We start from the raw sequence: 21,534 nt of genomic DNA, 5'->3' as shown, positions 1-21,534 counted from the left end.
CCTCCCTATGATGTCGAAACTGTCTTCGAACGCCTTGGGGGGCCGGAATGAGGAAACGAGTCAGGGCGGGAACCCTGGCCGCCGCGATGGCGCTGGTGGCCGGTGCGGCCGCGGGATGCGACAGCGCGGGCGGCGACACGGCGCAGGACGGGAAGAACAGCGCCACACCGTCCGCCCCCGCCTCTTCGGCGGACGCCGGCCCGCAGACGGTGGCGCTGCCCGCCGAGCTCACCGGGCAGCGACTGGACTGGGGCACGTGCGAGGCGCCGGTCAAGGCGTACGGAAGCTACGCCGAGCGGCCCGGACGGCAGTGGCGGTGCGCCACGCTCAAGGCGCCGCTCGACTACGGCGATCCCACCGGGGAGACCATCGGCATTGCCCTCATCCGCTCCGTGGCGAAGGAGCCGGACCGGCGCATCGGCTCGCTGCTGTTCAACTTCGGCGGTCCGGGTGGCTCCGGGGTCGCCGCGCTGCCTGGTGCCGCCAAGGGCTACGGGACCCTGCACAAGCGCTACGACCTGGTCGGTTTCGACCCTCGCGGCGTCGCCGAGAGCTCGGCGGTGGTGTGCCGGGGCGACAAGGAGACCGCGAAGTCGCTGGCACTGGACTTCACCCCGGACACCCCGCAGGAGGAGAAGGCGTACTTCGAGGACTCGGCGGCGTTCGGTGCGGGCTGCGCCGCGAAGTCCGGCCGGGTCCTGCCGCACGTCGGCACAATCAGCGCCGCACGCGACATGGACCTGATCCGCCAGGTCCTCGGCGACGACAAGCTGCACTACCTCGGATTCTCGTACGGCACCGAACTCGGCGGCGTGTATGCCCACTTCTTTCCCCGGAACACCGGGCGGCTCGTCCTGGACTCGGTGGTCGACCCCTCGGCCGACTACGTGGCCCACTCGCGCAACCAGGCCCGGGGGTTCCAGCGCGCGCTGGACAACTACTTCAAGAGCCGGGGCATCGCCGCCGCGGACGGCACCGCGCGCGTGACGAAGCTCCTTCGCGACCTGGACCGCGAGCCGCTGCCCGCGGACGGCGGCCGCAAGCTCACCCAGAGCCTCGCGGTGACCGGCATGATCATGCCGCTGTACTCGGAGGACAACTGGAAGTATCTGACGTCCGCGCTGGCGGCGGCCGAGAACGGTGACGGCACCCAGCTGCTGCTGATGGCCGACTCGTACAACAACCTTGACGATAAGGGGAGCTACGGCACGCAGGACCAGTCGCAGCGCGCCATATCGTGCGCCGACGCGAAGGGCCGCGTGACGCCGGACGAGGTCCGCTCCCGCCATCTTGCCGACTTCACCGAGGTCTCCCCCGTCTTCGGCCCCTACCTGGCGTGGGACCTGGCGGGCTGGTGCGCCGACTGGCCGGTTCCCGGTGCGTCCGACACCCCCGAGGTGTCGGCGAAGGGCGCCGCGCCGATCCTGGTCGTCGGCACGACGGGCGACCCGGCAACGCCGTACGAGGGCGCGCGCCGGATGGCGGACGAGCTCGGGGCGGGCGTCGGCGTGCTCGTCACCAACAAGGGCGAGGGGCACGGGGCGTACGGCAGCGGGTCCTGTGTCACGCGCATCGTGGACGGCTACCTGCTCGACGGCAAGGTGCCGGCGGACGGCACGACCTGCACCTCATGAGGCCGCACCTCTCGCGAGGCGGTGTCCTGCAGCCGCCCGCCACCTCGTAACGGCAGGGGCCCCGGACCGCTCACGCGGTCCGGGGCCCCTGCACCGAGCTTGCCGGTGATCAGTAGACCGGCTTCTCCGGCTCGATCTGGTTGACCCAGCCGATCACGCCGCCGCCGACGTGCACCGCGTCGGCGAAGCCCGCGGACTTGAGCACCGCGAGGACTTCCGCACTGCGGACGCCCGTCTTGCAATGCAGGACGATCTTCTTGTCCTGCGGCAGGTCCTGGAGGGCGCTGCCCATCAGGAACTCGTTCTTGGGGACCAGACGCGCACCCGGGATCGAGACGATCTCGTACTCGTTGACCTCGCGGACATCGATGATGTCGATGTTCTCGCCGTCGTCGATCCACTCCTTGAGCTGCTTCGGAGTGATCGTCGCGCCGGCCGCCGCCTGCTGGGCCTCCTCGGAGACGACGCCGCAGAAGGCCTCGTAGTCGATGAGCTCGGTGACGGTCGGGTTCTCACCGCAGACCGCGCAGTTCGGGTCCTTGCGGACCTTGACCTGGCGGTACTGCATCTCCAGGGCGTCGTAGATCATCAGCCGGCCGACCAGCGGCTCGCCGATGCCGGCGAGCAGCTTGATCGCCTCGTTGACCTGGATGGAGCCGATGGAGGCACACAGCACGCCCAGCACCCCGCCCTCGGCGCAGGAGGGGACCATGCCCGGCGGCGGGGGCTCCGGGTAGAGGCAGCGGTAGCAGGGGCCGTGCTCGGACCAGAAGACCGACGCCTGGCCGTCGAAGCGGTAGATCGAGCCCCAGACGTAGGGCTTGTTCAGCAGCACGCACGCGTCGTTGACCAGGTACCGGGTCGCGAAGTTGTCCGTGCCGTCGACGATCAGGTCGTACTGGCTGAAGATGTCCATCACGTTCTCGGCCTCGAGCCGCTCTTCGTGGAGGACGACGTTCACGTACGGGTTGATGCCCTTGACGCTGTCGCGGGCCGACTCGGCCTTGGAACGGCCGATGTCCGCCTGGCTGTGGATGATCTGACGCTGCAGGTTCGACTCGTCGACCTCGTCGAACTCCACGATGCCGAGCGTGCCGACACCGGCCGCGGCAAGGTACATCAGGGCCGGCGAACCGAGGCCGCCCGCGCCCACGGCGAGCACCTTGGCGTTCTTCAGCCGCTTCTGCCCGTCCATCCCGACATCCGGGATGATCAGGTGGCGGGAGTACCTGCGGACCTCGTCTACGGTGAGCTCGGCAGCCGGCTCGACCAGGGGTGGCAGCGACACGGGGGCTCCGTTGGTCGGTAAGTCAGTACGGTTGTTCTCCCCGTAACACTGCCACGGCCCTTCTCATTCCGAGACACCCGGTCCGATCTGCGAGACGATTTCGTCCCAGTAGCCGGGCAGCGCCTCGTATGGTCCGCTTTGCCCTTTTCCTTCCTCCGGGACACCGCGGTCCGTGAAGAAGATCGTCCCGGCGCCCTGCCAGCGCGCGATCCGGGTGGCCTCCTCCAGATGCGTGCGCGGCACCCCGTGGACGAAGTGCGCGAACCGCTCCTGCGGATGGTCCGCCGTCCATTCCGCCACCTGCGACCAGCGGTAATCCGTCCACGGTCCGGAGAAGGTGACCAGCTGGTCCGCCGCCTCGGCGTAGCCCGGGTACGGGTGGGTGCCGTGCCCGAGGACCAGGTGGCCGCCGTCCGTCATGGCGTCCAGCGTGGCCGTGGTGCGCCGCACCCTTGCCAGGTCCGCGCGCTCGACCGGGCAGCGGTCGAGCAGGAAGCCGTCGACCCGGTACCAGTCGCAGAAGTGCTGGGCATCACAGACGACGTCGCCGAACGAGCGGGCGCCGTGGGCGAGGTCGAGATGTCCCAGCACGCGCACCCCCGCGTTCCTCAGCCGGCCCGCCGCCTCCAGGCAATGCGGGTCGGGGAGGATGCCGGGACCGTCGGCGACATTGAGGACCACCCAGTGCAGCGGCGTCCCGGGGCGGGTCAGTTCGGCCCATTCGAGGGGCGCGAGCAGCGGATGGGCGTAGCCGGGGATGCCGAAGCCCAGCCCGTGCGCGCCGGTAGCCGAGAGCTGGGCACCGGAACTCGTCAGATGCGGCATGCCGCCTCCATCCAGATGTCGGCGAGGGATTCCTCGAGGTTGATACGGGGCCGCCAGCCGAGCCGGTCCCGTGCGGTGCGCACATCGGCCTGCTGCCAGCCACCGCAGCCGTCGGGGTACGGGGAGGGGGTGGCGGCCAGGTGCTCGGCGACCGACTCGCCGCGCGGCGCGCCGATGCCGGGGCGGCCCCCGGGCACATCCAGTTCGTGCAGGGCGCCCGCGTAACCGGCGACGCGCGCGAGGGTCGCCGCCGCGTCCCGGAGTTTCACGGCGCGCCCGGTGCCGATGTTGACGACGCCCTGTGCGGCGGACAGGGAGGCGGCGTGCACGGCGCGCGCCACATCCCGTACGTCGACGAAGTCGCGCTGCACGCCGAGGCCGCTGAGCTTCAGCTCGCCGTCTCCCTGCTGCATGGTCCGCCGCATCGCCTCGGCGAGGCGGCCGAGCGGGGAGCCGGCCGGGGTGCCGGGTCCCACGGGCGAGAAGACCCGCAGGACGACGGCGTCGAGTCCCGAGCCGAGGACCAGCTCGGTGGCGGCTAGTTTGCTCACCCCGTACGGGCCGCCGGGCCGCGGCACGGCGTCCTCGGCCGTCGACGAGCCGTGCTGGGACGGCCCGTACTCCGAGGCGCAGCCGATCTGGACGAGCCGTGCACCGCAGCCGCTGCGCCGCAGTGCCTCGCAGACGGTGGCGACGGCGACGGTGTTGTGCCGGGTGAGTTCCCGGGCGCCGCCGCGGGTGGCGCCCGCGCAGTTGATGACGACACCTGGGTGGACGGCGCCGAGGAAGCGCGTGAGCGCGCCCGGGCTGCCGCCGGAGAGGTCGAAGCGCACATCGGCGTCGTCGCCGCGACCGAGCGCGGTGAGGTGCACGGCCGGATCGGCGAGGAGCCGGTCGGCGACGAAGCGGCCGAGGAATCCGTTGGCACCGAGCAGAAGGACCCTCATCGCGCGACTCCTCGGTGCCGACGGGCCGTGACTGGGTGGTGCGGGGTCATGCGCAGTCTCCTTCGGGGTGTTGCTGTCGATGCCGTGAATGCCGGCTGCTCCGTGGTGTCGGCTCCGCGGACCGCGTCGGCCTGCTCCATGGCGGGTGGTGTTCGGTGCGTGTGGCCCTTCGGTGGGTGGGCGCCTTCAGTGGCCTTCAGTGGCTGTGGGCCGAGGCCCGGGCGAGCACCGCGAACGCGTGGACGGCGAGTCCCAGCGCGGCGGCCCCGCAGGCCAGTACGGGTACGGCCGCGACGCCCCCCGCTCCGACGAGCGCCTCCACAGGACGCGCGACGAGGTCGAGGCCGGGCAGCCCGCCCGACAGCAGCAGGGCTGGGGCCGTCATCTCGACGGCGCACGCCGCGGCCAGGGCGGCCGATGCGGGCTCCGGGAAGCCGTGGACGACGAGCAGCCGGGCCAGGAAGAACAGCGTGCCCAGGACCACGGGCGCGAGCGTCCCCGCGTCGGGCAGGACGAGCCCGGTCAGGGCGACGATTCCGCCCAGCGCGCCGACGTACAGAAGAAGGACGGCGAGCAGCAGGGGCCGGGTTCCGGTGGCGAAGTCGTCCAGTCCGCGGCTGGTGCCGAGCCTGCGGCGCGCCCGTACGGAGAAGAGGTGCGCGCACCAGGCGGCCGGTGCGACGGCGAGGGCGAGCGCGACGAGAGGGGCAGGGCTCATGGACCACAGGCCGTCCGGGCCGCTGGCGGCGATCGCGCCGAGCAGCCCTTGGCCGCATGCCGCGTGGGCGAGCAGGAGCAGGGTCCACAGGCGTACGGCGGGGAGCGTACGACCCCGGGCGCGCAGCGGACCCCTGCGCAGCGCGAACAGGAGCGCGAAGCCCGTGGCGAGCATGCCGAGTGCGCCGACCGCAAGCCGGGCGGCGCCCTCGGTGGCGGCCATGCCCGCGACCGCGAGGGCGCAGACGGCGCCCGGCAGCAGCGGCCCCAGGTGCAGCCCGGCCCGCCCGGCGCGCGAATCGGCGGCGCGCGCCGGGCGGTCCTCGGCGGTGCTGATGCGCTCCGCCCGCGCGAACATCTCCTCGGCGAGCGAGAAGACGTCCCGGTGCCGGAAGCGGGCGGCGGTGCGGTCGGTCACCCCGTGGGCCTCGAGCCCGGCGGCGATCTCCAGAGGGTCGACGGCGTGCTCGCACAGCTCACGATGCCGGTGGATCAGCCTCTTGACGGGGTCGACCCCGCCCCGCCGACCGGCGGCCCGTACGGGGCCACCGCCCCTGCGGAAACGGTCCCGCACGGGCGCGCCGTCCGCCGGTGCGGCCTCGGCACGGTCGGTGCTCGGCGGAACGACGTCGTCGCCGGCACCCGGCGCGGACCTCCGGGGCGGCCGGTCCCCGGCGCCGTCAGAACCGGCGGCCAGGGAGCCTCCCGCGTTCCGCGGAACGACGTCGTCGACACCGCCCGCCCCGAAGCCGACGACAGGTACGGGCGTACCTCCTTCGGCACCGGCGGGCGCGGAGCCGCCCGCGTCCGGGGAGTCGGATTCGCCATGGGACCGGCCACCCGCGGGCGAGTCCGCCGCGGCGGCCGTGCCGTCGCACGGCGCTCCCGCCGGGAGCGTGTCCGTCGGCAGTGGTCCGCCTCCGGGCCGGTCGGTGCCCGCCGAGTCGCCGCAGTGCGCGGGTGCCCGAGGGGTGACGGACTCGGATCGCCCGGCACCGGCGAGGGGCTCCCCCCATCGCCCGGCACCGGCAGCGGCAGCGGCGAGCGGCTCATCCAGGGCACTGGCGCGCTCCCCGGGCGCGTCCACGACCGCCTCCCCCGACTTGGCGCCCCCCGGGCGGGACCGGTCCTGCACCTGCGCGTCGCCGGGTCCGGCCGGGTCACCCCCCGGTGCCGACTCTGCGCGGATGTCGTCGAGAGCCGTCAGCGCCGCCAGGGCCCAGACCGCGCGGACGTGGTCCCTGTCGGTCTCCAGGCCGAGGTCGAGGCCGCCTTCCAGCGCCGCCGGTTCCTCTGGAGCCGCGTTCCCCGTGATGCCTGCCGCGTTCATCGGTCAGCCTCCTTCCCGCTCTCCGGTGTCGTGCCGGCGCCGACGAGCCCGGCCACCGCGGCCCAACTCGGCGTCTGCGCGCCCGTTCCCGTCCAGCCGCCCGGCACATGCGATTCGGCCGGGTGCGCGAAGGGCAGGGGCTCGCCGTCGGCGTCGACGGCCTCCCGCTGCACCGGCGAGTGCGAGATCAACTCCAGGTAAATGCCGCGAAATGCCGTCAGGTTCTGTTCGACGGTGAAGAGTTCCAGCGCGCGGGCCCGCGCGGCCGCGCCCAGGCGCGCACGGCGCTCCGGGTCGCGCAGCAGCGCGAGGCACGCGTCCGCGAGCGCCCGCGGGTTGCGCGGTGGCACCACCAGCCCGGTGCCACCGATGACTTCGACGACCGCGCCGACGTCCGTGGACACCGTCGCCCGGCCGCAGAACATCGCCTCGACGAGGCTGGACGGGAAGCCCTCGACCACGCTGGAGAGGACGACGACCGCTCCGGCGGCGTACGCGTCGGCCACTTCGGGCGCCTCGGGGCCGCCGATCTCCTCGAAGGAGACCGGGTTGTCCCCGACGGCGTGCGCGTCCGCGGCCTCGTCGGGAAAGAGTTGCGCGGCCAGGGCCCGACAGTGGGCCAGGTACGTCATGCCCTCGTCGCTTCCCACGGGCGCGCCGAAGATCCGCAGGCGCGCGGCCGGTTCCTCCTTGCGGACCGCGGCTAAGGCGTGGAGCAGGGCGATGAGGTCCTTGGCGGGTTCGATCCTGCCGACCCAGACGAGAGTGTGCCCCTCCCCCGCGTCGTCGCTCTCCCCGACGGCCGCGAAACGGTCCGCCTCCATGCCGGGGTGGACGGTGCGCAGCTTGGCGCGGTCGGCGCCGCACTTCTCCTGCCAGCGCCGGGTGTGGGCGTTTCCGGGGGTGATGACGGCCGCCTGCCGGTAGGTCTCGGCGGCGAGCTGTCCGTGGAAGCCGGCGAGCATGGCCCGCACGGGGCCGCCCAGTCCGGCCTCGCGCGCGGCGAGGTACTGCATGCGCACCTGCGCCCCGTACTCCGTGACCAGCAGCGGGACCCCGCAGAAGCGTTTGGCCAACAGGCCGGGCAGCGCCGCCGTTCCACCGGACGCGGCGTGGCAGAGGTCGGCCGAGGCGAGGCCGTCGTCCTCGTACCAGTCGAGCGAGAGGGGGCGCAGCGCGCGCTCCAGCCGTTCGGCGACCGCGAGCAGGTCGGCGACCGTCACGCCCTGCAGGACGCGGTGTGCGCCGGGCGCGCGGCAGGCGGATTCGAGGGCGCGCAGGGCCGGTTCGGCATGCAGGGCGGCGGGCAGTCCACCGTGGTCGCGGGCGAGGTCGGCGAGACCGTACAGCCCTTCGGCGAAGCCTTCCCCACCGGTGCAGACAGCGGCCGCCAGGTCGGCGAAGTGCCCGGTGAAGCGCCGTCGTTCACGCCGTCCGTGACGCACGCCGTCATCGGCCGGCGCCCACAGCCGCGCGCTGCGCACCCGGCGCACCTGCGGCGGCAGCGCGGGGTGGCGCTGCTCCTCCTGCCGGGCACTGCGACGGAGCGCGTAGACGTCGAACTCGTGCTGCGCGAGTCCGTGCACCAGCCGGTCGCACCAGAGCCCGGATTCACCCGGCGCATACGGATAGCCACCGTCCGTGAGTAGTCCGATCCGCACGAATACACCGCCGATCTCCCTTGTGGACGGCCGCCGTTGGTTTCCGGCGACTCACAGCGGATGACGTTATGCGGATGTGGCGGTGGCGCGACGGACGGTTGTCCATCGCACCACCGGAAGGGGTGAATGCACGTAACTTTCGCACTCAGGTAGCGTTCCGTCGCGCTACAGTGCCGTTTCGTTACGCAAAGTCATGCTGCGGCCAGTCCGAGGCGGGCCTCGATGACCGCTCGGCGCGGGCCCGTGTCACCACTCCGGCGCGGGCTCACTCGCCGGGGTGCACCCAGGGGTTCGGCTTGCACGCGATGCCACCGATGTCCAGCGACTTCGTCTGCTGCTGCATCACGGGCGCCAGGGCTCCCGGCGTCCGGCAGTTCACATGGTTGTACCCGAGCCGGTGGCCGACCTCATGGTTGATCAGCATCTGCCGGTAGGCGAGCATCGCCTCCGGTCCGTACGTCTCGGCACCCTGGGCCCACCGGAAGGCGTTGATCATCACGCGCTCGGTCGATGCCGAGTCGCAGGAGACGTTGTCGACGGTCGTGTCCAGACCGGACTTGGCACACCAGGTGGCGGTGGTGCCGGGGCTCGCCAGGGTGATGACGAACTCGGGCTCGCCCGACGAGATCCGCTCGAAGGTCATCGCCCCGCCGTGGGCCCAGCTCCGCTCGTCGTTCAGCGTCTCCTGGACGGCCCGGGCGAACAGGCCCTGGTCCAGGCCGAGCCCCTTCTCCACGTCGATGCGGTAGCGGACCGTGCGCCCCTTGCCGGGCGCCTTGTCGAATCCCGGGACGGCCTCGAAGTCCCCGGACGCCTGCAAGTCGGGGTCGATGGGGAACTGCCGGGCCATCAGCTGCTGGTACGTCGGAGCCACGCGAGGCGGCGCCACCTCCTGCGGCGGCGCCGGCCTGCCGTCGGACCGGCCCGGGCGCTCCTGCACGGCGCTGCGGTCCTGTTCCGCCGGCCGGGCGTCGACGCTGCGGTCGGCGGCCACCTGACCGGCGACGACGACCGCAAGGACGGTGGTCACGGCAGCGGCCGCGATCCCGGTGAGCGTGCGCCCCTTGCCGCCCTTCGCGGGCTGCTCCTCCGCCCCGTCCCCGGCGTCGTCCGCCTGACTGTCGACACCGGCCCCAGGCGGCCTGCCGTGATCGCCGTCCCGGTCGGAGTCGTAGGGACCGGACGCGTACACATCGGACACGTACGCATCGGACGCGTAAGGACCGGACGCGTACGGACCGGACGCGTACGGACCATCGGCCGGGGCGCCCGCCGGTGCGTCGAAGGCCTCGATGAACTCACGGCGCGGGCCCGGTATCCGCGGTCCGCCCACCGTCGTGCGCGGCGGCGCGGTCCGCACCTGCTGCATCGCACCCGTCTGCCAGTCACCCCAGCCGCCGCCGGCCTCGTGGTGCTCGGGATGCCCGCCCCTGGCCGGACCCGTGAGGGGGCCCGTGGCGGAGGTGTGCTGCTCCGGACCGGGACGGGGCCCTGCGGACCTGCGCCGCCAGTTGCCCGAGGAGGCCGCGGCGTCCCGCTCGCCGGACACCGGCCCGGGTGCCCCCCCGGCACCGGCGCCCTTGGCTGCGGGGCCCTTGCGGCTGTGTCGTCCCACGCCCCGGATCAGCTCCTATTGCCGTCGTCGAGCAGTTCCCGGAATGCCTGGGCGACCGTCTCCGGGTACTCCATCATCGCAACGTGCCCGGCGTCCGGGAGCGTCAGCAGCCGGGAGTCCCGGAATGTCGCTGCCGCCTTGCGCGCCTTACGGTACGAGACGAGCCGGTCCCTGCGCCCGTAGACGAGCAGGGTCGGCGCGAGCACACGCTCCGCCTGACGCCACAGCCCGTGCTGTCCGCCGAGGGTGTATGCGTCCACGATTCCGCGCGCCGACCTGGCCATCGCGTCCCAGAAGTACGGAAGGCGCATGCGTCGCTCCATCTCCTCGACCGCGTGGCGCAGCGCCTCCTCCGTCACCCGTGCGGGGTTCCCGTAGCAGAGCCCGAGTACCCCGCGAGTGCGCTGTTCGGCGCCCCATTCCTTCGTCAGCCGCGCGAAGAGCAGGGCCACGCCGGGCAGGGCGAGCAGCGCGGTCGGCACGGCCGAGCGCTGGACTCGGAGCTCGGGCAACGCGGGCGAGACGAGGGTGAGCGTGCGCACCAGGTCGGGACGGACGGCCGCCACCCGGGTGCACACGGCGCCGCCGAGCGAGTTGGCGATCAGATGGACGGGGCCGCGTCCGCTCGCGTCCAGGAAGCGGATGACCGCTCTGGCATGTCCGGTGACCGAGTAATTGCCGTCGTCCGGCGGCGGCGAGTCGCCGAACCCGGGCAGGTCGATCGCCTCCCCGTCCACGGCGTCGGCGAGGAGCGCCATCAGCGCCGACCAGTTCTGCGAGGAGCCGCCGAGGCCGTGCACATACAGCGCGGGCGGGAGCCCGGCGGTGGCCGGCGGGCGGGACCGGACGGTCAGCGTGAGGCCGGGCAGGGTGACGGAGCGCAGCTCCTCGCCCTCGGCGACGCGAACGGTCGCGACCTTCGGGGCCACCGCGGCATTGGCGGCGGCGGCTCCCGGCAGCTCGGTCGAAGACATGCGGGCAATGTTACGAGACGATCACGCCCTGACTCGTGTGTTCGGTGTCACAGATCCCGTACCTACCGCGTAGCGCCCGCGATCGGGAACTCCTAGGCTCGTACTAAAGGGCGCATTCCAGGGAAAGCGGTGCGGTATGACAGTCGATCCCACAGAGCCGGAAACCTTCACCGAGGACGACGACACCGCCACGAACGACTCGGAGGTCCCCGAGGCCGACGCCGCCGAGCAGCACGCCGACATACGCCCGGAGGGGGACGACCCGGTGAACCGGTCCGAACCGGACGCCGCGAACGAGGCGGACGCGGCCGAGCAGGCACGTGTCGTGACCCTCGACGAGGACGACTACCGGTGACCTGCCGCGCTTGCCGCCGGTATGTCCCCGTATTGCCCCCGAACAGGCAGCTTCCGTGACCGTCCGGTCCGTGAAATTCTGCGTCCGCACCACGCGCACCGTCGTTACCCAAAAGTACGATGGCGGGCGCGGCGCACAGCGCGTACGGAAGAACTGTGCTTGTTCAACACATTGGGAGGCGGCGTGACAGCCATCGAGCAGACAGAGGCGGCGCGCCCGCGGGGCACGCGCCTGCCACGCCGAGCCCGCAGGAACCAGCTCCTGGGCGCGGCCCAGGAAGTCTTCGTGGCCCAGGGGTACCACTCGGCCGCCATGGACGACATCGCCGAACGGGCCGGCGTCAGCAAGCCCGTGCTCTACCAGCACTTCCCCGGAAAGCTGGAGCTCTACCTCGCGCTGCTGGACCAGCACTGCGAGTCGCTGCTCCAGGCGGTCCGCACGGCGCTCGCCTCGACGACGGACAACAAGCTGCGCGTGGCGGCCACGATGGACGCCTACTTCGCGTATGTCGAGGACGAGGGCGGCGCGTTCCGGCTGGTCTTCGAGTCCGACCTGACGAACGAGCCCGCGGTCCGCGAGCGCGTGGAGCGGGTGTCGCTGCAGTGCGCGGAGGCCATCTCCGACGTGATCGCCGAGGACACCGGTCTGTCCAAGGACGAATCCATGCTGCTGGCCGTTGGCCTCGGCGGTGTCTCCCAGGTCGTCGCGCGGTACTGGCTCTCCAGCGGCTCCCGGATCCCGCGCGACACGGCGGTGCAGCTGCTCACGTCCCTGGCGTGGCGTGGTATCGCGGGCTTCCCGCTGCACGGCAGTGAGCAGCACACGGCCGAACAGCACTGAGCACTGTTCGCTCTTGGCGTTGCCCAACCCGTGCCTGCCGCGTCCGGCGCCCGGCTAATGTGTGCTGCGTACAGCGCGTTGATCGCGCAACGCAACTGACCGTTCGGAGGGACATAGCCGTGGAGGTCAAGATCGGCGTGCAGCACGCGCCCCGGGAGATCGTTCTGGAGAGCGGGCAGTCCGCCGAGGAGGTCGAGCGCGCGGTGAGCGATGCGCTGGCCGGCAAGACGCAGCTGCTCAGTCTGACGGACGAGAAGGGCCGCAAGGTCCTGGTGCCGGCCGACCGTCTCGCCTACGTCGAGATCGGCGAGACGACGGCGCGGCGCGTGGGATTCGGCGCCCTGTAGGCACGTCCCGACACAGGCGCCCGGGCGGCGCGGCAGCATCACATCGGGTGAGGGCCCGGCGGTTTACGCCGGGCCCTCACCCATGTCCACCGCGCTGCCCGAACAGACCGACCCCACCCATGGCCGGCCGCCCCTGCCCCGGTCCAACCGCGGCCGCGTCACGGCCCCGAAAAACCCACCACCGTCCGCAACCACCAACGGCCCCCGCCCAGTCGAACCACGGCCGCGTCAGCAGTCCGTCAGAGCCCGCTTTCGCCCGCTCAGCGAGGGTTGTGCTCCGCTGCCCCGGGGTAGTACGGGCTACGACCGTCCCCTGCCCGCGCCGGTGTCCGTGAGGTGATCAGCAGTGCTTCTGGAAGCGCTCGGTTCCGTTCTGATCGGCTTGGCTCTGTCCTGGGCCGCGACGCGTCATCTCGCCGAACGTCTCCCGTCCCGCTGGGCGGTCTTCACCACGGGCACGCTGGGCGCACTGTTCGGTGCCTATGTGACGCATGTGGCGATCGGCCCCGGCAATGAGGCGGCGACGCTGATCGGGTCCGCGGCGATCGCAGCCGTGCTGCTCTCCCTCCTACTGCGTCCCTCGACGCGCAGACTGCACCGCGCCCTCCCTTTCTGAAGGGCGAAGACGACCGGCCGGGCCCGAAGGAACGGCCGGATAAGAGGGAACGGCCGGACGAGGACGAACGGCCGCATGAGAAAGAGCGGCCGAACAGGAGAGCCCGCCGCTTCCGGCGGCGCTGAGGTGAGGGCGCAGGACATCCGGCCGGCCGGGCCCTGAAGGTCCCGGCCGGCCGGCTTCCGTGCTCCGTGCTCGGCACGAACGGTCAGGCGGCCAGCCCCAGGGCCGCCATCCGCTTGGTGTGCGCCCTGGTGATCCGGGAGAACATCTCGCCGACCGCCGCGAGGTCGAAGCCGTCCGCCACACCGCCCACGAGCATCGTGGAGAGCGCGTCGCGCTCCGCGACGACCCGCTGCGCCTGGGACAGCGCCTCACCCATCAGGCGCCGCGCCCACAGGGCGAGCCGGCCACCCACCCGCGGGTCGGCCTCGATAGCGGCGCGCACCTTCTCGACGGCGAAGTTGCCGTGACCGGTGTCGTCGAGCACGGCCAGCACCAGGGCGCGGGTGTCGCTGTCCAGGCGGGCCGCCACCTCGCGGTAGAAGTCGCTGGCGATCGAGTCGCCGACATACGCCTTGACCAGGCCCTCAAGCCAGTCGGACGGGGCGGTCTGGCGGTGGAAATCGTCCAGCGCCTGGGCGAACGGCTCCATCGAGGCCGTCGGCTCGGCCTCGATGGCCGTCAGCCGGTCCCGCAGCTGCTCGAAGTGGTGGAACTCCGCGGAGGCCATCTTCGCCAGCTCCGCCTTGTCGCCGAGCGTCGGCGCGAGCTTCGCGTCCTCGGCGAGCCGCTCGAAGGCCGCCAGCTCGCCGTACGCGAGCGCGCCCAGCAGGTCCACGACGGCTGCGCGGTACTGGGGGTCTGCGGACGCCGTGGCCCAGTCCTGGGCGGCGATCCCGGTGTGTTCAGTGGCGTTGTCAGGCGTCTCCATGGAGCGCACAATAGCCCGCCCGCCGATCGGGGGAAGGGCCTGGTCAGCCCTGCCACGAGCACAATTCCCATGAACTGCCCCGACACACATGCGCGAATCCGGGGTACAGTGGTAATGCGCCTGCTGAGCATCAGCATTTTTCCTCTGCTCAGTGGGCCGTCTGATGAATGAGGATGCCCGGTCGGTGGCCCGATCGGCTCCGACCCGACCGCCCTCCACGCGGAAGATGCGCACACCAGGTGCGTACGACCGCAGATGAGGGGCCCCTCCAGCGGCACGACGCTCGAGCGACGGCAGTGGTCCCGCGCCATCCGGCCAATCCACGGCCGGCCCAGTACCCAGGTGCGGTACGACCCCCAGCGTTCGCCTCGCGCCGCGTCTCACAGAAGAGGCAACACCCTGACTACGCAGCCCATGACTTTCCGGGATCTCGGGATCCTCCCCGAGACCGCCGAAGCCCTCGAGGCCGTCGGCATCGTGTCCCCCTTCCCCATCCAGGAGATGACGCTCCCCGTCGCGCTCTCCGGTACCGACGTCATCGGCCAGGCCAAGACCGGCACCGGCAAGACTCTCGGTTTCGGCCTGCCGCTGCTGGAGCGCGTCACCGTCCCCGCGGACGTCGAGGCCGGCCGGGCCAGGCCAGAGCAGCTGACGGACGCGCCGCAGGCGCTCGTCGTCGTCCCCACCCGCGAGCTGTGCACGCAGGTCACCAACGACCTGCTGACCGCCGGCAAGGTGCGTAACGTCCGCGTGCTCGCCATCTACGGCGGCCGGGCGTACGAGCCCCAGGTCGAGGCGCTCAAGAAGGGCGTCGACGTGATCGTCGGCACCCCCGGGCGTCTGCTGGACCTGGCGGGCCAGAAGAAGCTCGACCTCTCGCATGTCCGCGCGCTGGTCCTCGACGAGGCCGACGAGATGCTCGACCTGGGCTTCCTGCCCGACGTCGAGAAGATCATCCAGCTGCTGCCCGCGCGCCGCCAGACGATGCTGTTCTCGGCGACCATGCCGGGTGCGGTCATCGGGCTCGCCCGCCGCTACATGTCGCAGCCCACGCACATCCGCGCGACCGCGCCGGACGACGAGGGCGCGACCGTCGCCAACATCACGCAGCGCGTCTACCGCGCGCATTCCATGGACAAGCCGGAGATGGTCTCCCGCATCCTGCAGGCCGAGGGCCGCGGGCTGGCGATGATCTTCTGCCGTACGAAGCGCACCGCCGCCGACATCGCCGACCAACTGGCCCAGCGCGGCTTCGCGTCCGGCGCCGTCCACGGTGACCTGGGCCAGGGCGCGCGTGAGCAGGCCCTGCGGGCCTTCCGCAACGGCAAGGTGGACGTGCTCGTGTGCACCGACGTCGCCGCGCGCGGCATCGACGTCGAGGGCGTGACGCACGTCATCAACTACCAGTCGCCGGAGGACGAGAAGACCTACCTCCACCGCATCGGCCGCACCGGCCGCGCGGGCGCCAGCGGCATCGCCGTGACGCTGGTCGACTGGGACGACATCCCGCGCTGGCAGCTGATCAACAAGGCGCTGGACCTGAAGTTCCCCGACCCGGCCGAGACGTACTCCACGTCCCCGCACCTGTTCGAGGAGCTGAACATCCCGGCGGGCACCAAGGGCGTCCTGCCGCGCGCCGAGCGCACCCGCGCGGGCCTCGGGGCGGAGGAGCTCGAGGACCTGGGCGAGACGGGCGGCCGCGGCCGCCGGTCCGCGGCCACGGCCACGGCCGTGCTCGAGGAGCGTCCGGCGCGCACCCGCACGCCGCGTCAGCGACGCCGCACGCGCGGTGGGTCCGAGCTGACCGCACCCTCGGTGCCGGAGCAGGCCACCGGCTCCGGCGAGGAGCAGACGGAGCCGCGCACGCCGCGCCGGCGTCGCCGTACCCGGGCCGGCGCCCAGGCGTCGCCCGAGGCGACGGCCGTGCTGGACCAGGTCGAGACGGTCGAGACCGTCGTCGAGACGGAAGAGGCTCCTCGTCGGGCGCGTCGCCGGACGCGAGCGGCGCAGGAGACCGAGGCGCCGGTGTCGTCCGTGGCCACGGAGACCGAGGCGGCCCCGGAGGCTGCGGAGTCCGCGGAGGAGAAGCCGCGCCGTCGCCGCACGCGCGCCGCGAAGCCCGAGGCAGAGCAGGCGGCCGTCACGGTCGCCGTCGAGGAGCCGGAGGCGGAGCCCAAGCCGCGCCGCACCCGCACACGCGCTGCCAAGGCCGTTGACACCGCGGAAGCCGTCGACACCGCCGAGGCGGTCGAGCCCGAGGCCAAGCCCCGCCGGACTCGCGCCCCCAAGGCCGTCAAGGCGGTCGAGACCGTCGAGGCCGCGGAAGGCACCGAGCCGGAGGCCAAGCCCCGCCGCACCCGTACGCGTAAGGCGGCGGAGCCCAAGGCCGCCGCAGTGGCTGCGACCGAGGCGGAGGCGCCGGAGCCCAAGCCGCGCCGCACCCGCACACGCAAGGCAGTGGCGCAGCCGGAGAGCTGACGCTGATCCCGCGCCGATGGCCCGGCCTCACTGGGGACCGGGCCATCGGCGTTTCCGCGCCCGCATCCGCATCCGCATCCGCATCCGGCCAGAGCCTGCGCCCGTACCGCCCGCTGCCGGAGCACATCGGCGTTTCCGCCGCCCGCCCCGCGCTCGGTCAGGCTCCAGAGCCCGTACCGCCCGCTGCCGGAGCACATCGGCGTTTCCGCCGCCCGCCCCGCGCTCGGTCAGGCTCCAGAGCCCGTACGGCCCGCTGCCTGGGGCATCCGACACCCGCAAGGGGCAGGGCACCGCCCCGCGGGCCCGCCGCGTTAGCCTCATGCGCATGAGCCGGCCGCCCACCTTCGTACCGCCACCTTGCGCCCGATCCCTGCGCCTGCCCACCGCGCGCGGGGACTTCGCCGTGCTCGACGCCCGGCCGCCCGCCGGGGACGTGCGCGGCACCGCGCTGCTGCTGCCCGGATACACCGGGAGCAAGGAAGACTTCATCGCCATGCTCGAGCCGCTCGCCGAGGCCGGCTACCGGGCCGTCGCGGTCGACGGGCGCGGGCAGTACGAGACCGACGGGCCGAGCGACCAAAGCGCGTACGCACAGAGCGAGTTGGCGCATGACGTGCTGGCCCAGGCCGCGGCCGCGGGCGGGCGTGTGCATCTCGTCGGGCATTCGCTGGGCGGGCAGATCGCCCGTGCCGCCGTGCTCCTGGACGCCTCTCCCTTCCTGACGCTTACGCTGATGTCCTCCGGCCCGGCCGAGATCAGTCCGGCGCAGCGGCAGCGGGTCGAACTGCTCGCCGACGCTCTCGGCGTCATGACGATGGACGAGGTCTGGTCGGCCATGCAGGCGATGGACGCGGCCGCTCCGGAGGACTTCGACGCGGTACGCAACGGTCACCGCGAGGACCTGCGGCGGCGCTGGCTTCGCCACAATCCCGCCCAACTGCTGGTCACCGGGCGGCAGCTGGCCGCCGAGCCCGACCGGATCGCAGAACTCGCATCGGTGCGGCCGCTGCCCAAGCATGTGCTGTCGGGAGAGCGGGACGACACCTGGCCCGTACCGCTGCTGGACGAGATGGCGCGGCGACTCGGCGCCCACCGGACCGTCGTCCAGGGTGCCGAGCACTCCCCGAACACCGACCGCCCCCGGGAGACCGCGCAGGCCCTGGTGCGGTTCTGGGACCGCCACTGAGGACACCGCTGCGGGCGTCACCAGGCGTCACTGAACGTCACTGAGCCCTCGCTCGGCGGGACCTGGTCAGAGCTGTGACTGCAGGTGCTGCCAGAAGCCGTCCCGCAGCGCACGCCGCAGGACAGCGTGTCCGCGCAGCGACCGCTGGAGCAGCCGTTCCGCCTCGATCAGCAGGTCCTGGTCCACCGGACCGGGCAGATAGGGCAGACCGGGCAGCAGCTCGGACATCGCGGCGAGCCCCCGCTCCCCCAGCCATGTCGCGGCGATCTGCGCCCCGATGAAGCGGACCTCGTCGCGGGAGGGCGGCGGAGTGCCCTCGTTCTCGTACGTCGTGACGGGCCGGCGCGTGATGTAGGGACGGCAGAAGTCGAGGTCGAACGTCCGCCGGCTGTCGACCTCCCAGAGCAGCGGCTCGGCCTGGTTGCTGCCCTCCGCGGCCTCGATGCCCCACAGGTGGACCCGTGCGCCGTACCCCTGGGCCGCCTCGACCGCCGACACGAGGTCCTCGTCGCCCCCGATGAGAGCCGCGTCGCTGATGGCGCGGTGCCGTGCGAGGGACTCCAGGTCGGAGCGGATGAGGGAGTCGACGCCCTTCTGCTGGTTGTTCGCGTTGAGGTTGCCGAGGCGCACCTTGACGTCGGGCAGTTCGGCGATGGACTGCTGTTCGGCGGTGTGGATACGCCGCCGGGCGCCGTCGTACCAGTACACGCGCAGCAGTCGGCTGTCGGCGAAGATCGTGCGGGCCCGGTCGATGAAGGCCTCGATCATGCCCTCGGCGTCCAAGTCGAAGGAGCGCCGGTCCTCGGTGCCCGCGACCAGCAACCCGGCCGCAGCATAGACGTAACCGGCGTCGACGAAGATGGCATGTGTCGAGGGGGTCTTGGCAACTTCGGCGAGCATCCGCTGGAGGAGCTCATTGGTGCGCTCCAGGCGGTCGGCGATCGGGGTGGTGTCGGCGTCGTTCATACGGTGCTCATTGTCCGCGCCCCGAGCGCTACCCGCCAGTAGTTAGGCATCCGAAAAATTTCCTTAGCGTAGGGAATGTTTGCAGGATGCATCGCGTTGTGGACCTGTGTACCCAGACGGAGAATTCCGTCTGTCACCAGTTCTCCGTCAGGAGGATCAGACGAAGGGAGAAGCCGTGCGCTTCGAGATCATGCGACTGGACGACGTCGACGGCACCGCCGTGGACAGCACCGTCGTGGACGCCGCCTCCGTCAACCGGATCGTGCAGCAGGCCGCTTCGATCGGCCAGCGCATCCTCATCCGGCCTGCCGAGACCTCGGCTTCGTAGCCCTTACGAGCCCTACCCTCAGCGCCCCCGTACGACCTCCGTACGGGGGCGCGCTGCGTCGGGCGCCACCCGTCATCCGTCACGCACCACGCGTCAGGCGCCACGCGCCACGCGCGTCAGGCACCCTGGATCACCTGGGTGACGCCGTTGATGATCTGCTGCACGGCGATCGCGGAGAGCATCATGCCCGCGAGCCGGGTCACGAGCACGACACCGCCGTCTTTGATCACGCGGATGATCAGCAGCGAGTAGCGCATGGTCAGCCAGAGCACGACGTGCATCGCGGCGATTGCCGCCCAGACCGAGAGCTGCTGGCCCGGGCTCTGCGCGTGCTGGACCGCCAGGATGACCGAGACGATCGCGCCCGGGCCGGCGAGCAGCGGCATGCCGAGCGGGACCAGGGCGACGTTGACGTCCTTGGTCTGCTTGGGCTCGTCGGTCTTGCCCGTCAGCAGGTCGAGCGCGATCAGCAGCAGGAGCAGCCCGCCGGCGATCATCAGCGCCGGCACGGAGACGTGCAGATAGTCCAGGATCTGCTGACCGAGGATGCCGAAGACGGTGATCACGCCGAAGGCGACGGCTACGGCCTGCCAGGCCATCCGGCGCTGCACCTTGGCGGCGCGTCCGGAGGTCAGGGCGAGGAAGATCGGCGTGATCCCGGGGGGATCCATGATGACGAAAAGGGTGAGGAAGAGGGAGCCGAAAACGGCAACGTCGAACACGGTGAAGGGCCTTGCGGGAGAGGGGTGTACGAGGGTCGGCGGGTCCTACGGGCGCGTTCCGCCCGTACCCGGCACCGGGAACGCGCCCGTGGCCCGGCGGGTGATCTCGCCGTAGATCTCCGGGTCGGTGGTGTACTCGCCGAGCCGGCAGGTCTTGCGGCTGCCGTGGTAGTCGCTGGAGCCGGTCGTCAGCAGACCGAGCTCCCCGGCGAGGCCGCGCAGCCGCGCACGCGTCGCCTCGTCGTGGTCCATGTGGTCGACCTCGATGCCGTCCAGGCCGTGCGCGGCCAGTTCGGCGATGACGCTCTCGGGCACGGTGCGGCCGCGCTTGACGGCGAGCGGGTGCGCGAAAACGGTGACCCCGCCGGCGGCCTTGACGAGGCGTATCGCCGTGAAGGGGTCGAGCTCGTGCTTCTCGACGTACGCCCGGCCGCCGTCCGCGAGCCAGTCCGGGGTGAACGCGTCCGAGACGGTGTCCACGACGCCGAGCTCGACGAGGGCCTCGGCGATGTGCGGGCGGCCGACGGAGCCGTCACCGGCGATACGGGCGACCTGCGCCCACTCGACAGGGACGCCGAGCTCCTGGAGCTTGCCGACCATGGCCCGGGCGCGCGGCACACGGTCGTCCCGTACGAGCTCGCGTTCGCGCAGCAGCTCGGGCTCCGCCGCGTCGAAGAGGTACGCCAGCATGTGCAGGCCCACACCGTCGAGGCGGCAGGACAGCTCGGCGCCCGTGACGAGGGTCAGGCCCTCGGGGAGGGCGGCGAGGGCGCCGGCGTGGCCGCGTGTGGTGTCGTGGTCGGTGAGGGCGACGACGTCCAGCCCGGCAGCGGCGGCGCTGTGCACCAGCTCCGCCGGGGTGTCCGTACCGTCCGAGGCCGTGGAGTGGGTGTGCAGGTCGATGCGCACGTGTGACTCCGGGGCTCGGGGCGGACAGGGGGACGATCCAGGATAACCGGCCGGCAGCCCCTCTCCGCGCCATGCGGGTAAGCCGGGCGTCCCCGCACGGCCCCTTACGGAAGCCGACAGCGAGGCACCGCCGGCAGTACGCGGGCGCCTACGACAGCAGTCGCGGCGACAGCGCTCCACAGGGCAGCAGCTCCACCTCGGCGCCCGCGTCGCGCAGGTCCGTCAGCACCAGCTCGTCGTACATCAACAGCCCGGACTGCTCGGGCCAGACGACGGCCCACAGCCACAACCCACGCGCCTCACCGGCGAACACGGCGCGATCCTCCGGGGCGCCCGCCACATGCCACAGCGGGGTGGGCCGGCCGGCGGCCAGCATCTTGACCTGCGGCGACATGTCCACCCGGATGTGCGGGCCGGGATCGGGGCCGTCGATGCCCGCGTACCGCGCGCCGAGCCCAACACCCAACTCCTCGGCGACGAGCAGCAGTTCCCCGATGCCGCCGAGCGGTCCGGGGCCCGAGCACGCCACGGCGGTGGCGCGGCCGCCACTGCGGTCGTCGCCCGCATAGGTGACACCCGTGAACAGCCAGCCGACCGGCAGTGGCCAGGGCATCCACACGGGGACCTTCGCGCGGTGCACCACGACACCGAGGGCCTCGACACTGGGCGGGATCACCGGCTGCAGCGGGTGCACGGCGCCGTGCACAGCGCACTGCCAGGAGTCGGCAAAGAGACCGGGCGCCCTCACCCGGCCACCGCACTTCGGGCAACTGGGTTCGCCCCTCATAGGGCTCAACGGTCCTCCCCGGCCGACTCCGCGTCAAGGACGATCACCCGTCCGGAGCGTGCCACGCCGGGGGAA

General features: G+C 72.2%; 20 protein-coding genes. 8 read left to right on the top strand and 12 right to left on the bottom strand.

Going from position 1 to position 21,534, the window contains the following annotated elements:
• Nucleotides 1-47: 47 nt before the first annotated feature.
• The gene (locus ACH5AF_RS22485; protein ID WP_398903551.1) at nt 48-1,634 is read left to right on the top strand and encodes an alpha/beta hydrolase; all 1,587 of its coding nucleotides are present in this window, start codon (nt 48-50) and stop codon (nt 1,632-1,634) included.
• A 109-nt stretch (nt 1,635-1,743) separates the two neighbouring features.
• Here the strand turns inward: ACH5AF_RS22485 and moeZ are convergent, their stop codons facing one another.
• The 7 genes from moeZ to ACH5AF_RS22450 all read right to left on the bottom strand — a co-directional run bounded on the left by moeZ (nt 1,744) and on the right by ACH5AF_RS22450 (nt 10,991).
• Nucleotides 1,744-2,922 carry an adenylyltransferase/sulfurtransferase MoeZ gene (gene moeZ / locus ACH5AF_RS22480; RefSeq protein ID WP_398903549.1) on the bottom strand — a complete coding sequence of 393 codons (1,179 nt, stop codon included), beginning with the start codon at nt 2,920-2,922 and terminating at the stop codon, nt 1,744-1,746.
• Between the two features lie 63 nt (nt 2,923-2,985).
• On the bottom strand, nt 2,986-3,747 hold the full coding sequence (locus ACH5AF_RS22475; protein ID WP_398903547.1) for a spherulation-specific family 4 protein: 762 nt from the start codon (nt 3,745-3,747) through the stop codon (nt 2,986-2,988).
• The gene (locus ACH5AF_RS22470) at nt 3,735-4,694 is read right to left on the bottom strand and encodes an NAD-dependent epimerase/dehydratase family protein (protein ID WP_398903545.1); all 960 of its coding nucleotides are present in this window, start codon (nt 4,692-4,694) and stop codon (nt 3,735-3,737) included. Before ACH5AF_RS22470 ends, ACH5AF_RS22475 begins: the two co-directional genes overlap by 13 nt.
• 196 nt (nt 4,695-4,890) lie before the next feature.
• Nucleotides 4,891-6,741 carry a hypothetical protein gene (locus ACH5AF_RS22465; protein WP_398903543.1) on the bottom strand — a complete coding sequence of 617 codons (1,851 nt, stop codon included), beginning with the start codon at nt 6,739-6,741 and terminating at the stop codon, nt 4,891-4,893.
• Nucleotides 6,738-8,402 carry a DUF3492 domain-containing protein gene (locus ACH5AF_RS22460; protein WP_398903541.1) on the bottom strand — a complete coding sequence of 555 codons (1,665 nt, stop codon included), beginning with the start codon at nt 8,400-8,402 and terminating at the stop codon, nt 6,738-6,740. The genes ACH5AF_RS22465 and ACH5AF_RS22460 overlap by 4 nt, the downstream gene beginning before the upstream one ends.
• A 265-nt stretch (nt 8,403-8,667) precedes the next feature.
• On the bottom strand, nt 8,668-10,017 hold the full coding sequence (locus ACH5AF_RS22455) for a DUF3152 domain-containing protein (protein WP_398903539.1): 1,350 nt from the start codon (nt 10,015-10,017) through the stop codon (nt 8,668-8,670).
• Nucleotides 10,018-10,025: 8 nt separating this feature from the next.
• The gene (locus ACH5AF_RS22450) at nt 10,026-10,991 is read right to left on the bottom strand and encodes an alpha/beta fold hydrolase (RefSeq protein ID WP_398903537.1); all 966 of its coding nucleotides are present in this window, start codon (nt 10,989-10,991) and stop codon (nt 10,026-10,028) included.
• A gap of 136 nt (nt 10,992-11,127) precedes the next feature.
• Here ACH5AF_RS22450 and ACH5AF_RS22445 point away from each other — a divergent pair, with 136 nt between their 5' ends.
• The 4 genes from ACH5AF_RS22445 to ACH5AF_RS22430 all read left to right on the top strand — a co-directional run bounded on the left by ACH5AF_RS22445 (nt 11,128) and on the right by ACH5AF_RS22430 (nt 13,149).
• Nucleotides 11,128-11,346: a hypothetical protein gene (locus ACH5AF_RS22445; RefSeq protein WP_398903535.1), complete on the top strand. Its 219-nt coding sequence runs from the start codon at nt 11,128-11,130 to the stop codon at nt 11,344-11,346.
• Nucleotides 11,347-11,529: 183 nt separating this feature from the next.
• Nucleotides 11,530-12,186: a TetR/AcrR family transcriptional regulator gene (locus tag ACH5AF_RS22440; RefSeq protein ID WP_215178624.1), complete on the top strand. Its 657-nt coding sequence runs from the start codon at nt 11,530-11,532 to the stop codon at nt 12,184-12,186.
• A gap of 119 nt (nt 12,187-12,305) precedes the next feature.
• A complete protein-coding gene (locus ACH5AF_RS22435; RefSeq protein ID WP_398903533.1) occupies nt 12,306-12,533 on the top strand; it encodes a DUF3107 domain-containing protein in 228 nt (75 codons plus the stop codon).
• Between the two features lie 346 nt (nt 12,534-12,879).
• The gene (locus ACH5AF_RS22430; protein WP_398903532.1) at nt 12,880-13,149 is read left to right on the top strand and encodes a hypothetical protein; all 270 of its coding nucleotides are present in this window, start codon (nt 12,880-12,882) and stop codon (nt 13,147-13,149) included.
• 208 nt (nt 13,150-13,357) lie between these two features.
• Here the strand turns inward: ACH5AF_RS22430 and ACH5AF_RS22425 are convergent, their stop codons facing one another.
• A complete protein-coding gene (locus tag ACH5AF_RS22425) occupies nt 13,358-14,083 on the bottom strand; it encodes a ferritin-like fold-containing protein (protein ID WP_398903530.1) in 726 nt (241 codons plus the stop codon).
• 414 nt (nt 14,084-14,497) lie between these two features.
• On the opposite strand from ACH5AF_RS22425, the gene ACH5AF_RS22420 reads away from it, so the two are divergent.
• A complete protein-coding gene (locus ACH5AF_RS22420) occupies nt 14,498-16,561 on the top strand; it encodes a DEAD/DEAH box helicase (RefSeq protein WP_398903528.1) in 2,064 nt (687 codons plus the stop codon).
• Between the two features lie 325 nt (nt 16,562-16,886).
• Nucleotides 16,887-17,747, top strand: coding sequence for an alpha/beta fold hydrolase (locus tag ACH5AF_RS22415; protein WP_398903526.1), 861 nt, complete (start codon nt 16,887-16,889; stop codon nt 17,745-17,747).
• 66 nt (nt 17,748-17,813) lie between these two features.
• Here ACH5AF_RS22415 and ACH5AF_RS22410 read toward each other — a convergent pair whose 3' ends face one another.
• On the bottom strand, nt 17,814-18,713 hold the full coding sequence (locus ACH5AF_RS22410) for an NYN domain-containing protein (RefSeq protein ID WP_398903524.1): 900 nt from the start codon (nt 18,711-18,713) through the stop codon (nt 17,814-17,816).
• Between the two features lie 175 nt (nt 18,714-18,888).
• On the opposite strand from ACH5AF_RS22410, the gene ACH5AF_RS22405 reads away from it, so the two are divergent.
• Nucleotides 18,889-19,041 carry a hypothetical protein gene (locus tag ACH5AF_RS22405; protein ID WP_177150633.1) on the top strand — a complete coding sequence of 51 codons (153 nt, stop codon included), beginning with the start codon at nt 18,889-18,891 and terminating at the stop codon, nt 19,039-19,041.
• A gap of 116 nt (nt 19,042-19,157) precedes the next feature.
• On the opposite strand, the gene ACH5AF_RS22400 is transcribed toward ACH5AF_RS22405, so the two are convergent.
• The 3 genes from ACH5AF_RS22400 to ACH5AF_RS22390 form a co-directional block, all read right to left on the bottom strand.
• Nucleotides 19,158-19,763, bottom strand: a complete 606-nt coding sequence (locus tag ACH5AF_RS22400) for a MarC family protein (RefSeq protein ID WP_398903522.1) — start codon at nt 19,761-19,763, stop codon at nt 19,158-19,160.
• A gap of 45 nt (nt 19,764-19,808) precedes the next feature.
• Nucleotides 19,809-20,672, bottom strand: coding sequence for a PHP domain-containing protein (locus tag ACH5AF_RS22395; protein ID WP_398903521.1), 864 nt, complete (start codon nt 20,670-20,672; stop codon nt 19,809-19,811).
• A gap of 148 nt (nt 20,673-20,820) precedes the next feature.
• Nucleotides 20,821-21,459: a DUF6758 family protein gene (locus ACH5AF_RS22390; protein ID WP_398903519.1), complete on the bottom strand. Its 639-nt coding sequence runs from the start codon at nt 21,457-21,459 to the stop codon at nt 20,821-20,823.
• Nucleotides 21,460-21,534: the final 75 nt, after the last annotated feature.

This window comes from Streptomyces sp. NPDC018833 (assembly GCF_044390825.1).
Lineage (GTDB): Bacteria > Actinomycetota > Actinomycetes > Streptomycetales > Streptomycetaceae > Streptomyces.
This window is presented reverse-complemented; position numbering and strand designations above follow the sequence as displayed.